The following is a 14,272-nucleotide window of genomic DNA, read 5'->3' on the forward strand; positions in this document are numbered from 1 at the left end:
GGACGCACCGATGCCCCCTCGAAGGCCGTCGATGCTGGTCACGAACCTGGCCAACCGGGATCCCGGCAGCTCTCAGACCGTGATCCTCGAGGAGCTTCGCCGGGTGATCCTCAGCGGCGGCGCCCCGCCGGGCACCCCGATCCCGGTCGACGAGGTGGCCGAGCATTTCGGGGTCAGCCGGATCCCGATCCGGGAGTCGCTCAAGACGCTGATCGGCGAGGGCCTGGTCGATCACCGGGCCAACGCCGGGTACACGGTCGCCCGGCTCACCGTCGACGAACTCGAGGAGCTCTACCTGGTGCGGGGCGTCCTCGAGTCGGCGGCGCATTCCGTGGCGATCACCCTCGCCGACCAGGCGGACGACACGAGGGCCAGGGAGGCATACGAGGCGCTGGACCGATCGGTGCTCGAGGACGACCTGACGGCGTACCACCGGGAGAGCCGCAACTTCCACCTCGCCCTGGCGTCGCCGTGCCGGATGCAGCGGCTTCTGCACATGTTCGAGGCGGCGTGGAACATCACCGAACCCGTGCAGCCGATGTCGCAGGTGGGAACGCCGGAACGGCTGCGACTCCACCTCGGGCATCGCGACATGCTCGCGGCGTTCCTCGCCCGGGACGCCGCGGCGCTGAAGGCGGCCACCGATCGGCACAACGAACAACTCGACACGGTGATCGCCGCACTCCCCACCGACACCGGAATCTTCCGGGACACGCCCGGGTAGGCCGTCCGGCAAGATATATTCTCGGCCCGAACGGGCGCCCGTGAGAATATATCTTCGCCGTCACAGCCAGGAAATATCCGAAAACTACTTTTGCTCCCAACGCTTCGGTGGTGTGCTTTTCACCGAGGCACCCTTACATCGAGGCAGTCATCTGCGGACTGCACCAGGGAGCAAAACGATGACACGAACAGCGTCCTCCTCCGAAGGGGACACCATCCCCGGCGCACACCTGGCCGGCGCGGGGCTGATCAAGCCCGGCTACCACCCGCGGCTGACCAACGACGATCTCGCGCCGCTGAAGACGCAGTCGTGGTCGTCGTACAACATCTTCGCGTTCTGGATGTCCGACGTACACAGCGTCGGCGGGTACGTCACCGCAGGCAGCCTGTTCGCGCTCGGCCTGACGAGCTGGCAGGTCCTCATCGCCCTGGTGGTCGGCATCGCGATCGTCAACGTGTTCGCGAACCTGGTGGCCAAACCCAGTCAGGTCACCGGCGTTCCCTATCCGGTCATGTGCCGCAGCGCTTTCGGCGTTCTCGGCGCAAACGTGCCGGCCGTCATCCGGGGACTCATCGCGGTGGCATGGTACGGAATCCAGACCTATCTGGCGTCGCACGCATTCGTGATCCTCGGACTGAAGATCTGGCCGGGCCTGGCGCCGTGGGCGGACGTGCACGAACACGGTTTCCTCGGACTGTCGGCCCTCGGCTGGGCCGGATTCATGACGATGTGGGTGCTGCAGGCGCTGGTCTTCTGGCGCGGCATGGAGAGCATCCGCAAGTTCATCGACTTCTGCGGCCCCGCGGTGTACGTGGTGATGATGATGCTCGCGATCTATCTGATCAGCGAGGCCGGGTGGTCGAACATCAGCCTGAACCTCGGCGAGGTGAACTACACCGGGTGGTCGGCCGCGCCCGTCGTGCTGGGTGCGATCGCCCTTGTCGTGTCGTACTTCTCGGGCCCGATGCTCAACTTCGGCGACTTCTCCCGGTACGGCAAGACGTTCGACGCGGTCAAGCGCGGCAACTTCCTCGGCCTCCCGGTCAACTTCCTGTTCTTCTCCATCCTCACCGTCGTCACCGCCTCCGCCACCCTGCCCGTGTACGGGCGCCTGATCACCGATCCGGTCGAGACGGTCGCGCAAATGGACAACCTGTTCGCCGTCGTCCTCGGTCTCCTCACCTTCATCGTCGCCACCATCGGTATCAACATCGTCGCCAACTTCGTCTCCCCTGCATTCGACTTCTCGCACGTCAGCCCGCAGCGGATCAGCTGGCGGACGGGCGGGATGATCGCCGCGGTCGGGTCCGTCCTGATCACGCCGTGGAACCTGTACAACAATCCCGAGGTGATCCACTACACGCTCGAGACGCTGGGCGCGTTCATCGGGCCGCTGTTCGGAATCCTCATCGCGGACTACTACCTGGTGCGCAGGCAGCAGGTGATCGTGGACGACATGTTCACCATGTCCGAAGGCGGAACATACTGGTACAAGAAGGGTTACAACCCGGCCGCGATCATCTCGACCGTCGTCGGAGCGCTGGTGGCCGTCGTTCCCGTGGTCCTGAAGGCCCAGCCGTTCGGACTCGACGTGTGGGGCATGGCGGGCGCCGCCCAGTATTCGTGGTTCCTGGGAATGGGCGTCGGCTTCGCCTGCTACCTGCTCCTGTCCGCCGGTGCCCGGCGAGCGCATCGCACGGCCACGATCGACGCCTAGGTTCGACCTCACGTGCTCATCAAGGTCGTCAATCCCAACACCACGCAGTCGATGACCGACAAGATCGGCGACTGCGCCCGGTCCGTCGCGGGCCCCGGGACGCTCGTCGAGGCGGTGAGCCCGAAGATGGGTCCCGCCTCGATCGAGAGTCACTACGACGAAGCACTCAGTGTCCCCGGACTTCTCGACGAGATCGCGCGCGGCGAGGAGGCCGGGGTGGACGGGTACGTGATCGCATGCTTCGGCGACCCGGGCCTCGACGCGGCCCGCGAACTGGCGTCCGGTCCCGTGCTCGGAATCGCCGAGGCGGCCATGCACGCCGCGAGCTTCCTCGGCCGCGGGTTCAGCGTCGTCACGACGCTGGGGCGCACCCGGGGCCGGGCGTGGGAACTCGCCGAACGGTACGGAATGCAACGCTTCTGCCTCGGCGTCCATGCGTGCGAGATCGCCGTCCTCGACCTCGACAGCGATCCTGATGCCGTGAAGGTGATCACGGAGGCGTGCCGCGCCGCCGTCACCGAGGACGGTTCGGACGCGATCGTGCTGGGCTGCGCCGGCATGGCCGACCTGTGCGCCGTCCTCTCGGCCGACCTCGGGGTGCCCGTGGTCGACGGCGTGGCCGCGGCCACCCTCATGGTGCAGTCCCTCGTGACTCTCGGCCTCCGGACCGGTGCGCGCGGCGAGTTCGCGCCGCCCCTCCCCAAGGCGTACACCGGACTGCTCGACGGCTTCGGTCGCTGAACCACCGCTACAGCGGAAAACCGGGGAATGCCGCGTCACCTCTTGCGTGATCTGTGATCACAAATTACTCTGAAGAGAGTTACATCACAGAGCAGCGGCCGCACCGATCGACATCTTCGATCCTCGTGTCCGCACCCGCCTCTGTCCCCAGGTACATCCAGAATCGGTCCGCGACGCTGCGGAACGATCGAGCCACGAACCGACTGGCTCGACATGCATTTCGCCGCAACGAAATTCGCATTATCGTCGAAGAGGAGCCTCGACATGACGACCAATCCATTGGACGACGCACCGCTGTCCAGATTTCACAAAAAGCTGGCGGTGTTCTCGTCGGGAGGGCCGTTCCTCGACGGCTACGTTCTGTCGATCATCGGTGTCGCGATGGTGCAGTTCGCAGATCAGTGGAGCCTGTCGTCCGTCGAGCAGGGGTTGGTCGGTGCGTCGTCCCTGATCGGCATTCTCCTCGGTGCCTACGCCGGCGGATGGCTGACCGACAAGTTCGGTCGTGAAATCCTGTTCACCCTGGACCTGATCGCCATCATCGTGTTCTCGGTGGCGCAGTTCTTCGTCCAGGACGTGGTCTGGTTGATCATCCTGCGTCTGTTGATCGGCATGGCCGTGGGCGCGGACTACCCGATCGCCACATCGCTGCTGACCGAGTTCACACCACGCAAGTATCGAGGGCCGTTCCTCGGCGCGTTCGTCGCCATGTGGTTCGTCGGCGCTGCCGCCGCCTACGTCGTCGGCGAATTCCTGGCACGCACCGGCCACGACGACGCATGGCGGTGGATGCTGGCCAGCGCCGCAGCGCCCGCGATCATCATCGTCCTGGCCCGCGTCGGCACACCCGAGTCGCCCCGCTGGCTCGCCGGCAAGGGACGACTCGAGGAGGCGAACGAGGTGATGCGCAAGGTCTACGGCCCCCACGTGAGCATCGCGGACCTGCCCCAGGAAGAAGACGCGAACGTCAGCGTCAAGGATCTCCTCCGCTCCGGATACGGCAAGCGGATGGCGTTCATCACCCTGTTCTGGACGTGCTCGATCGTCCCGCTGTTCGCGGTCTACGCATTCGCACCGGCCATTCTCGGCGCGCTCGAGCTCGAAGGCGACGCCGCGCACTTCGGGTCGGCGTTCATCACGATCCTGTTCCTGGCCGGCTGCGTCGTCGCCCTGCTGCTGGTGAACCGAATGGGCCGGCGACCCCTGCTCATTCACAGCTTCCTGTGGTCCGGACTCGCCCTGCTGGCCCTCGGACTCTTCCCCGAGGCTCCGAGCATGATCATCATGGCACTGTTCGCCGTCTACGCCATCGTCATCGGCGGTAGCCAGATCCTGCAGTGGGTGTACCCGAACGAGCTGTTCCCCACCGAGGTCCGTGGCTCCGCGGTCGGTATGGCGTCCTCGCTCAGCCGCATCGGAGCAGCGGTCGGAACCTTCCTGGTCCCGCTGTCACTCAGCGGTATCGGCATCGGCCCCACGATGCTGATCGCGGCAGCGATCACCCTGATCGGCGCCGTCCTGTCGCAGTTCATGGCACCCGAGACCCGCGGAATGTCGCTCACCGAGAGCGCCGCCCTGACCCCCACCCGCTCAACCCAGCCGATCCCCTCCGCCTCCTAGGCTGCCTCGACCAACCAGTGGTGGGGTTGCACCCAGAACGGGTGCAACCCCACCACTGCTGTATGTGTCGACGAGGTCTACTACCCGGTTTCCTGCAGGTCCATGTCGGGAAGGCAGATGCGGGCGAGATCGTCCAGCGGAATCTCCAGCACGGCCGCGAGCGCGGCGACCGTCGTGAAGGCAGGGGTCGCCAGGCGCCCCGTCTCGATCTTGCGCAGGGTCTCGGGCGAGATCGACGCGGCGTGCGCCACTTCGGCGGGCTTGCGGTCGCCTCGCGCCTGCCGGAGATAAGCGCCGAGTCGCTTGCCGGCAGCACGCTGCTGCGGCGTCAATGGGGATCGGACCATACGACAAGGATACCCACCCTCGGTATGAAAATACCGAACTCTCCATTAGTCTGGTATTTCTATACCGATTTGTCGGCGAGGATGTGGAGAGTGAAACGCGTGTTGGAACTGAAGACGCCAGAGGAGATCGAGGCGATGCGGAACACCGGCGCCTTCATCGCCGGACTGCTCGACGACCTGCACTCGCGCGCCCTGGCGGGGGTGAATCTGCTCGACCTCGAACACCGCGCCCGCCAGTTGATCGAGGAGCGTGGGGCGGTGTCCTGCTACTGGGACTACTCGCCGTCGTTCGGCCGCGGCCCGTTCCGCAACGTGATCTGCCTGTCCGTCAACGATGCGGTGCTCCACGGCCTGCCGCACGATTACGTTCTGCGCGACGGTGACCTGCTGAGCATGGACATCGCGGTATCGATCGACGGATGGGTGGCCGACTCGGCGCGCAGCCTGATCGTCGGCACACCCCGAGCCGACGACGAGCGGCTGATCGAGGCCACCGAACGCGCCCTCGCCGCCGGGATCGCCGCCGCACGTCCAGGTGGTCGTCTCGGTGACATCTCCGCGGCGATCGGCGCGGTCGCAGCCGACTACGGCTACCCGGTCAACACCGAGTTCGGCGGCCACGGTCTCGGTCGAACCATGCACGAAGACCCGCACGTCTCCAACCAGGGACGCGCCGGACGGGGCCTGGTGCTCAAGCCCGGCCTGACCCTCGCGCTCGAGCCCTGGTTCGCCCGGGGCACCGACAAAATCGTCTACGACCCGGACGGATGGACCATCCGATCGGCCGACGGATCGCGGACCGCCCACAGCGAACACACGATCGCGATCACCGACGGTGAACCGCTCGTCCTGACGCGCCGCGCGGCATGAGGCACGCGCGGCCGGTCAGTTGTCCGATGCGGCGACCGACGCCCTGATCAGGGAGGCGACTCGTTCCGCCTCCGGGTACGCCCCGTCAGTGCCCGCGGTCTCGGAGGTGTAGTCACCGGCGAAGTGGAGGGAGCCCACCGAGGCCTGGAGGTCGGCCAGATTCGCGGTGCGGTCGGCGCGGGTTCGCCTACCCCGCGCTCGCCGACGCAGCCTGTTCGGAGGCCAGAAGTGCCTTGATGCGGTCGGTCGCATTGAGGAGCGATTCGTCGTTGACCGCGGCCGCCGATCCGCCCGAATGGTCCCGGGCCGCCGCAACGAGGCGCTCCTGGAACCGCCACAGCGAGTCGTCCGCCGGGTCGTTCAGGCTTCCCTGCGCACCCACGATCTTGTATGCGCGACAGTGATTCCACAGGTTACGGATCGACTGCAGCAGAACCGGATTCGCCGCAGCGGTGTACAGGATCGACAGCAGCGCCTCGTCGTGGTCGAGGTAGGCGACCACACGCCCTTCGGTGGCGGCGACTCGCATCAGGTCGTATTCGGTCTGCATTCGGTCGCAGTCCTCGCGAGTGATCCGCTGGGCGCCCAGCCGGGCGGCCTCCACTTCGAGCAGACGGCGTACGTCGTACACATGCACCAATTCGGCGAGGGTCAGGCCCTTGACCACAGCTCCCTTGTGCGGCACGCGTTCGGCCAGGCCGGCCTCCTCGAGCCGGCGGATCGCCTCGCGCACCGGCATGACGCTCGTGCCCACCTGTTCGGCGAGATCGCGCACCCGCAGGCGGGCTCCGGCCGGCAGCTCGCCGGTCATGATTGCCTCATGAATCATCGAGTAGACCTGATCGGTCAACAGTGTCGGCTCGGCGCGCTTGGTCATGACCACAGATCACATATTAACTGTCAATCGAGTCTCAGTAGCGCTCCGCGCCCGTGCGCCATAGTGGTAGCCAGAGCTACCGAAAAGGCGCACGAGCGAGGAGCCCTCATGACCGCACCGCCCGGCCTGATCGAGTTCGACGCACTGAGCGACGCCCAGGCCGTCGACCTGCTCGTGCGGTGCTGCTCGTCGACCGTGTGGGCTCGGCGGGTGGCTGCCGCCCGGCCGTTCCGGTCCGCCGACGCCCTGTACCGCGCCGCCGAAGACGTTCTGGCCGCCCTGACCGAATCCGAGGTCGACGCGGCCCTGGCCGGCCATCCGAGGATCGGCGACCGCGCCGACAACCCGTCGTCCGCGCGCGAACAGTCGGCGGTCGCGTCCGCCGACGACGACGTCCGCGCTCGACTGCGTGCCGGTAACGAGGCGTACGAGCAGAAATTCGGGCACGTCTACCTGGTGTGTGCGTCCGGTCGGTCGGCGCAGGAACTGCTCGACGTGCTGCACGAGCGTCTCGGCAACGACGCCGCGACGGAACGCACCATCCTGCGGTCCGAACTGGCCGCCATCAACCGGATCCGCCTCGAACGCCTTCTCGACGAGATCGAAAGCGGGCAACTCCGATGACCGATCCCGCCGGTGACATCGCGGACGGCCGGACCCAGGCCACGGGCACCGTCGTCGTCTCCGGTGCGTACGTGGCCACGGTCGACGACGCGGGCACCGAGTACCCCGACGGTTACGTTGTGGTGCGGGGCAACCGCATCGTCGACGTCGGCGCCGGACCCGCACCGGTGGTCGACGGCGCCCGGGTGGTCGACGGTCGCGGTTGCCTGCTCACCCCCGGACTGGTGAACACCCACCATCACCTGTACCAGTGGATCACCCGCGGGCTCGCCGCCGACGACACCCTGTTCGGCTGGCTGACCACCCTCTACCCGATCTGGGCGGGCATCGACGCCGACGCCGTCCGGACCGCGGCCACCGGCGGACTCGCCTGGCTGGCCAAGCACGGGTGCACCACCACGACGGACCACCACTACGTCGTGCCGCGCGACGGTGGCGACGTTTTCGGTGCCGAGATCGAGGCCGCGCAGACCGTCGGGTTACGGTTCCACCCCAGCCGAGGGTCGATGGACCTCGGCCACAGCCGGGGCGGGCTGCCACCGGATTCGGTGGTGGAGCGTCTCGACGACATCCTGACGGGCACCCAGGACGTCATCGACCGCTGGCACGACCCGGCGCCCGACGCGATGCTGAGGATCGCGGTGGCGCCCTGCTCACCGTTCTCCGTCACCGGCGATCTGTTGACCGAGGCGGCGGCACTCGCCCGTTCCGCCGGGGTGCGGCTGCACACCCATCTCGCGGAAACCCTTGACGAGCAGGACTTCTGCCTCGAGAGGTTCGGCTGCACCCCACTGCAGTACATGGAACGACTCGGCTGGGTCGGCCCCGACGTCTGGTATGCCCACGCCGTCCACCTCGACGACGACGCGATCGGCACGATGGCCGGCACCGGCACCGGCGCCGCCCACTGCCCCACGTCGAATGCCCGCCTCGGGGCGGGGATCGCCCGCGCCACGGACCTCCACGCCGCCGGGGTCCCGTTGGGACTCGGTGTCGACGGCGCCGCGAGCAACGAGGCGTGCAACATGCTCGAGGAGGCCCGGCACGCCGTGCTGTTCGCCCGGGCCCGCGGCGGTCCGCGCGAGATGACGGTGCGCACCGCCCTCGCACTCGCCACGCGAGGCGGGGCCCGAGTGCTCGGCCGCGACGACGACCTCGGCTCCCTCGAGCCCGGCAAACTCGCCGATCTCGCGCTGTGGCGGGTCGACACCCTCGCGCATTCCGGCATCACCGACCCGGTCGCCGCGCTCGTCCTCGGCGTCACTCCGCCGCTGGAGTTGCTGCTGGTGAACGGGCGGTCGGTCGTCGAGCGTGGGAGAGTGATCACTGTGAACGAGGAGAGCGTCGCCGCGGAGGTCGAGCGGGCCCACCGGGCCCTGGTGTTTCGGGCGGGGTGACAGCATGGATCTGTCGTTCGTCACCGAGATCTCGGCTCCGCGCAGCCGCGACGACCTGCCCGCCGCCGCACCCGGAACGGCCTTCCTGGCAGGGGGCACCTGGTTGTACTCCGAGCCGCAGCCGACGGTCACCCGGCTGGTGGACCTGATCACCCTCGACTGGCCCGCGATAGCCGTCCACGACGACGAACTCGAACTCGCCGCGACGTGCACCATCGAGAACCTGTGCAACACATCATTTCCCGACGAGTGGACGGCGGCGGACCTGTTCCGGCCGTGCGCCGAGTCCCTGGTCGCGTCGTGGAAGATCTGGCACACCGCGACGATCGGCGGCAACCTCGCGCTGGCCCTTCCCGCCGGCGCGATGATCACACTGTGCTGCGCACTCGACGCCGAACTCCTGATCTGGACCGCCGACGGTGGTGAACGACGAGTTCCGGTGGACCGGTTCGTCACCGGCGCGGGTCGCACGGCGCTCGCGCCCGGTGAACTCATTCGCAGCATTCACCTGCCCGCCGCCGCCCTGCGGGGCCGCACGTCGCTGCGCAAGATCGCGTACTCGCCGCTCGGACGTTCCGGCGCCCTGCTCGTCGGACGCGTCGCGGCGGATGGTTTCGCGCTGACTGTCACGGCGTCCACGGTCCACCCGTTCGTGCTGCGATTTCCCGTGGTTCCCGACCCCGACGTATTGAGTCGTTCTCTGTCGGAACATATTTCCCCCGACGACTACCTGACCGACGCACACGGCGCCGCGGACTGGCGGCGTCACGTCACGGGAGTTCTCGCCGAGGAGATCAGGAGGGAACTGGAATGAAGGTAACGGTCGACGGGCAGACGGTGGATGCCGAACCCCGGCCAGGACAGTGCCTGCGTACATTCCTCCGCGAGCAGCAACGGTTCGCCGTCAAGAAGGGCTGCGACGCCGGCGACTGCGGAGCCTGTTCCGTGCTGCTCGACGGCGCTCCGGTGCACTCGTGTGTGGTGCCGGCGCACCGCGCCGAGAACCGCGAGGTGACCACCGCGGCCGGACTCGGCAGTCCCGATCGGCTACATCCCGTGCAGCAGCAGTTCGTCGGCGCAGCCGGATTCCAGTGTGGATTCTGCACCCCGGGGATGGTGGTGACGGCGTCCGCACTCGACGACGGCCGGCGTGCCGACCTGCCACGCGCTCTGAAGGGAAACCTGTGCCGCTGCACCGGTTATCGCGCCATTCGCGACGCCGTCGGCGGGGTACGCACCACCGAACCGGACAGCGCCGGTGCGTCGTTCGGCCGCTCGATTCCCGCGCCCGCCGCCACTCGGGTGGTGTGCGGCGCGGAGCCGTACACGCTCGACGTGGCTGTCGAGGGCCTGAGCCACATCCAGATCCTCGGCAGCCCCCACGCGCACGCCCGCATCACCCGACTCGACACGTCCGCGGCGGAGCGCCTGCCCGGCGTCCACGCGGTGCTCACCCACCGCGACAGTCCCGACGTCGCCTTCTCCACCGCGCGTCACGAGTTCCGCACCGACGATCCCGACGACACCTACGTGTTCGACACGAACCTCCGGTTCCGGGGGCAGCGCGTCGCGGCAGTCGTCGCCGACTCCGTCGACATCGCCCGTCGCGCAGTGGAACTGATCGACGTCGAGTACGAAATCCTCGAACCGGTCTTCGACCCCGATCTGGCACGGCGCCCCGGCGCGCCGCTACTCCACGGAGACAAGGGTCCCGACTCCCGGATCGCCGATCCGGCGCGCAATCTGGTGGCCGAGGTGCACGGCGAAGTCGGCGACCTCGCAGCCGGACTCGCGGCGGCGCGGGCCACGGGCGCGGTGGTGCAAGGCACATGGCAGACGCAGCGCGTGCAGCACACGCATCTCGAAACCCACTCGGCCATCGGCTGGCTCGACGACGGGCGCCTCACCCTCCGCAGCAGCACCCAGGTGCCCTTCCTCGTCCGCGACGAACTCGCCCACCTCTTCTCGCTCGACCGCGCACAGGTCCGGGTGTTCACCGCCCGCGTCGGCGGCGGCTTCGGCGCCAAGCAGGAGATGCTGGTCGAGGACCTCGTCGCCCTCGCCGTGCTGCGCACCGGCAGGCCGGTGCAGTACGAGTTCACCCGGTCCGACCAGTTCACCATCGCCCCGTGCCGGCATCCCATGCGGGTCGCGGTGAAGGTCGGGGCCGACGGCGACGGACTGCTGACGGCGCTCGCCGTCGACGTGCTCTCGGACGCCGGCGCGTACGGCAATCACTCGGTGGGGGTGATGTTCCACGGCTGCAGCGAATCCGTTGCGCTGTACCGGTCGCCGAACAAGCGGGTGGACGCGCAGGCCGTCTACACCAACAATCTGCCGTCCGGCGCGTTCCGCGGCTACGGGCTGGGCCAGGTCATCTTCGCGGTGGAGTCGGCGCTCGATCAACTGGCGACGCAACTCGGCATCGATCCGTTCGAACTGCGCCGTCGCAACGTGGTCGTTCCGGGTGACGACTTCGTCGATTTCGAGGTGGAGCACGGCGACCTCACGTACGGCAGTTACGGACTCGACCAGTGCCTCGACCTCGCGGAGACCGCACTGCGCCGCGGCAACGACATCGATCCGCCGGACGGATCGCAGTGGCGGGTCGGTGAGGGCATGGCGGCGTCGATGATCGCGACCATTCCGCCGCGGGGCCACTTCGCGGACGTGTCCTGCACCCTCGTCGAGGGCGCCCGGTACGAACTGCGGGTGGGCACCGCCGAGTTCGGGAACGGCACCACCACCGTGCACGCTCAACTCGCGGCGTCGGCGCTGGGCACCACGGCCGACCGGATCACCGTGCTGCAATCCGACACCGACGTCGCCGGGCACGACACCGGCGCGTTCGGTTCGGCCGGCACGGTCGTCGCGGGGAAGGCGGTGCATATCGCGGGAACCCGGTTGCGGGAGCAGCTGTTCGAGGTCGCCCGCCGCATCGCGGGCGCCGACCCGGACAGCGACTGCGCGCTGACACCCGACGCGGTCGAGGTCGCCGGGCGGGTCGTCGAACTGGACAAGCTGGTGCCCGAGGGACCACTCCGCGCCGAGGGCAGGCACGACGGCACCCCCCGCTCGGTGGTGTTCAACGTGCACGCGTTCCGGGTGGCGGTCGACACCGTCACCGGGGAGGTCCGGATCCTGCAGTCGATCCAGGCGGCGGATGCCGGTACAGTCCTCAACCCGCAGCAGTGCCGCGGTCAGGTCGAGGGTGGTGTCGCCCAGGCGATCGGCACCGCGCTGTACGAGGAGATCCTGCTCGACGGTGCCGGGACCGTCCTCAACCCGCAGCTGCGCAACTATCACATCCCGCAGCTCGTGGACGTGCCGGACACCGAGGTCTATTTCGCGGACACTTACGACGAACTGGGCCCGCACGGCGCCAAGTCGATGAGCGAGTCGCCGTACAACCCGGTCGCCCCTGCCCTGGCCAACGCCATCGCCCACGCCACGGGCGCTCGGCTTCGGCGTCTCCCGATGACCCCGGCGGCCGTCTGGCGCTCCCTCTCGTGAGGACTTGTCAACCGCGGGACGTTGATAAGTACTCACGGGCGCGAAGCGCAATCGGGCGCTGGCCCTTGACCAGCTTCGTCTCGGCGACGCTCACCGGGAACCAGCGGGCGTCGTCGACCTCGGGGAACTGCTGACGCTTCCCCGATCGAGGCGGCCACTCCAGTTCGAAGGTGTTGCTCCCGACGAACGTGACGTCGTCGGTCGCCTCCGCCAGGTAGACGGTGATCAGCTTGCGGGACGGCTGCTTGAACTGTCCGAGCAGGTGGTACTCGACCTCCGGCGGCGGTGCGCCGATCTCTTCCTCGTACTCGCGCAACGCGGCCGCGAAGGGATCTTCGCCGTCGACATATTCGCCCTTGGGGATCGACCACGCGGCCTCGTCCTTACGCGCCCAGTACGGTCCGCCCATGTGCACGATCCACAACTGGAGCACTCCTGCATCGTCCATGCGATACAGGAGTACTCCGGCGCTGGTGACGGTCATGGAACCAGGCTAAGCCGCGGCACCCTCTCGCTGGTCGGTCAGTTCGATCGACTCGATCTCCTGTGCGTAGTGGAAGTGCGGGCGGCGGTGGCCGAGGAACGAACCGAACCACGACATCACCGCGACGTACCGGTTGCGGAACCCGACCAGGTAGACGAGGTGCACGGCCAGCCACAGGAACCAGGCGAGTACACCGGTCAGCTCGATCTTGCCGACGCGGGTGATCGCGCGGAACCGGTTGATGATGGCCATGCTGCCCTTGTCCCGGTACTTGAACGGCGTTCCGAGGGCGCGCTTTCCGGTGATGATCGCCGCGACGTGCCTGCCACCCTGCATCGCGAACGGCGACTGGGCGGGGAGGTTGTTCAGCGAGGCCATGTCGCCGATCGCGAAGATGTCGTCGTAGCGGCCCACGGTCAGGTCCTCGTCGACCAGGAGGCGGCCACCGCGGCCGGTCTCACAACCGGTCCGGTCCGCGAGTACGGCGGCGAAGTCGTTGGCCTGGATGCCGGCCGACCAGATGATCGTGTCGGCCGTGAGGCGCTTCTCGAAACCGGTGCTCGGCGACGACAGCGTGGCGCCACGCTCGTCGATGTCGGTGACCATGGTGCCGAGCACCACCTCGACGCCCGCCTTCTCCAGCGAGTCCTGGGTGTACTTGCTGAGCTTGCCGCCGAAGACCGGCAGTGTCTCGCCTGCGCCCTCGACGAGGGTGACGGTGACGTCTTCGGCCGTGATGTCGCGGAGCGACTTCTCGAAGTAGCGGCCCGCCAGTTCCTTGATCTGACCTGCAAGTTCGACACCGGTCGGGCCTGCACCGATCACGATGAAATGCAGCAGGTCGCGCCGACGCTCCGGGTCGGAGGTGGTGTGCGCCTCCTCGAAGCAGCGGACGATCTGGCGGCGCAGCCGGTCGGCGTCGGCGACGGTCTTGAGCGCGTACGTGACCTCGGCGAACTCGTCGTGGCCGAAGTAGGCCTGCCGGGCGCCCGTCGCGGCGATGAGGCTGTCGTAGCCGATCGTGTGGCGGATGCTGCCGGCCTCGTAGACGACCTCTTTCTTGTCCGGATCGACGTCGACGACGCGGCCGAGGCGGACGTCGCCGCTGGGGTACTTGGCGAGGATCGCGCGGATCGACGGGGCGATCTCGCCGGGCGAGATGACACCGGTCGCGACCTGGTACAGGAGCGGCTGAAACAGATGTTCGGTGGTCTCGGAAATCAGCACGAACGGCGTGCCTGCCTTGCCGAGCTTCTTCGCCGCCGCGAGGGCGCCGAATCCCGATCCCACGATGACGACCTGTGTGCGATCCACCGAAAACCTCCTACTGCCTGAGCGTCACTTAGCGCTGCGTATGA

At 67.9% G+C, this 14,272-nt stretch carries 13 protein-coding genes; 9 read left to right on the forward strand and 4 right to left on the reverse strand.

All coding sequences use genetic code 11. The annotated features are described in order from the left end of the window. The first annotated feature begins 10 nt into the window (after positions 1–10). The 4 genes from H0B43_RS14210 (at position 11) to H0B43_RS14225 (ending at position 4,802) form a co-directional block, all read left to right on the forward strand. Entirely contained in the window at positions 11–724 is a 714-nt protein-coding gene (locus H0B43_RS14210; RefSeq protein WP_185727330.1) for a GntR family transcriptional regulator, read from the forward strand. A gap of 178 nt (positions 725–902) precedes the next feature. Beyond that, positions 903–2,441, forward strand: a complete 1,539-nt coding sequence (locus H0B43_RS14215) for an NCS1 family nucleobase:cation symporter-1 (RefSeq protein ID WP_185727329.1) — start codon at positions 903–905, stop codon at positions 2,439–2,441. Between the two features lie 12 nt (positions 2,442–2,453). Then, positions 2,454–3,182 carry an aspartate/glutamate racemase family protein gene (locus tag H0B43_RS14220; protein ID WP_185727328.1) on the forward strand — a complete coding sequence of 243 codons (729 nt, stop codon included), beginning with the start codon at positions 2,454–2,456 and terminating at the stop codon, positions 3,180–3,182. Between the two features lie 264 nt (positions 3,183–3,446). Beyond that, the gene (locus H0B43_RS14225) at positions 3,447–4,802 is read left to right on the forward strand and encodes an MFS transporter (RefSeq protein ID WP_185727327.1); all 1,356 of its coding nucleotides are present in this window, start codon (positions 3,447–3,449) and stop codon (positions 4,800–4,802) included. Between the two features lie 80 nt (positions 4,803–4,882). Here the strand turns inward: H0B43_RS14225 and H0B43_RS14230 are convergent, their stop codons facing one another. Then, positions 4,883–5,149: a helix-turn-helix domain-containing protein gene (locus tag H0B43_RS14230; protein WP_185727326.1), complete on the reverse strand. Its 267-nt coding sequence runs from the start codon at positions 5,147–5,149 to the stop codon at positions 4,883–4,885. 99 nt (positions 5,150–5,248) lie between these two features. On the opposite strand from H0B43_RS14230, the gene map reads away from it, so the two are divergent. Continuing rightward, complete coding sequence (gene map / locus H0B43_RS14235; protein WP_185729960.1) at positions 5,249–6,019, forward strand: type I methionyl aminopeptidase; 771 nt, start codon at positions 5,249–5,251, stop codon at positions 6,017–6,019. A 187-nt stretch (positions 6,020–6,206) separates the two neighbouring features. Here map and H0B43_RS14240 read toward each other — a convergent pair whose 3' ends face one another. Continuing rightward, entirely contained in the window at positions 6,207–6,896 is a 690-nt protein-coding gene (locus H0B43_RS14240; RefSeq protein WP_185727325.1) for a GntR family transcriptional regulator, read from the reverse strand. 108 nt (positions 6,897–7,004) lie between these two features. On the opposite strand from H0B43_RS14240, the gene uraD reads away from it, so the two are divergent. From uraD to H0B43_RS14260, 4 genes are read left to right on the forward strand one after another with little or no spacing between them, the layout of a single operon-like run. Next, a complete protein-coding gene (gene uraD / locus H0B43_RS14245) occupies positions 7,005–7,520 on the forward strand; it encodes a 2-oxo-4-hydroxy-4-carboxy-5-ureidoimidazoline decarboxylase (protein ID WP_185727324.1) in 516 nt (171 codons plus the stop codon). Further along, positions 7,517–8,917 carry an 8-oxoguanine deaminase gene (locus H0B43_RS14250; protein WP_185727323.1) on the forward strand — a complete coding sequence of 467 codons (1,401 nt, stop codon included), beginning with the start codon at positions 7,517–7,519 and terminating at the stop codon, positions 8,915–8,917. The genes uraD and H0B43_RS14250 overlap by 4 nt, the downstream gene beginning before the upstream one ends. A 4-nt stretch (positions 8,918–8,921) precedes the next feature. After that, the gene (locus H0B43_RS14255) at positions 8,922–9,731 is read left to right on the forward strand and encodes a xanthine dehydrogenase family protein subunit M (RefSeq protein ID WP_185727322.1); all 810 of its coding nucleotides are present in this window, start codon (positions 8,922–8,924) and stop codon (positions 9,729–9,731) included. Continuing rightward, the gene (locus H0B43_RS14260; protein WP_185727321.1) at positions 9,728–12,430 is read left to right on the forward strand and encodes a molybdopterin cofactor-binding domain-containing protein; all 2,703 of its coding nucleotides are present in this window, start codon (positions 9,728–9,730) and stop codon (positions 12,428–12,430) included. The genes H0B43_RS14255 and H0B43_RS14260 overlap by 4 nt, the downstream gene beginning before the upstream one ends. Positions 12,431–12,437: 7 nt before the next feature. On the opposite strand, the gene H0B43_RS14265 is transcribed toward H0B43_RS14260, so the two are convergent. Both H0B43_RS14265 and H0B43_RS14270 read right to left on the reverse strand, forming a co-directional pair. After that, positions 12,438–12,914 carry an NUDIX domain-containing protein gene (locus tag H0B43_RS14265; protein ID WP_185727320.1) on the reverse strand — a complete coding sequence of 159 codons (477 nt, stop codon included), beginning with the start codon at positions 12,912–12,914 and terminating at the stop codon, positions 12,438–12,440. 9 nt (positions 12,915–12,923) lie between these two features. Continuing rightward, positions 12,924–14,228 (reverse strand): NAD(P)/FAD-dependent oxidoreductase, encoded by a 1,305-nt coding sequence (locus H0B43_RS14270; protein ID WP_185727319.1) that lies wholly within the window; start codon positions 14,226–14,228, stop codon positions 12,924–12,926. Between the last annotated feature and the right edge of the window lie 44 nt (positions 14,229–14,272).

The sequence above is a fragment of the Rhodococcus sp. 4CII genome (genome assembly GCF_014256275.1).
Taxonomy (GTDB): Bacteria; Actinomycetota; Actinomycetes; order Mycobacteriales; family Mycobacteriaceae; genus Rhodococcus_F; species Rhodococcus_F wratislaviensis_A.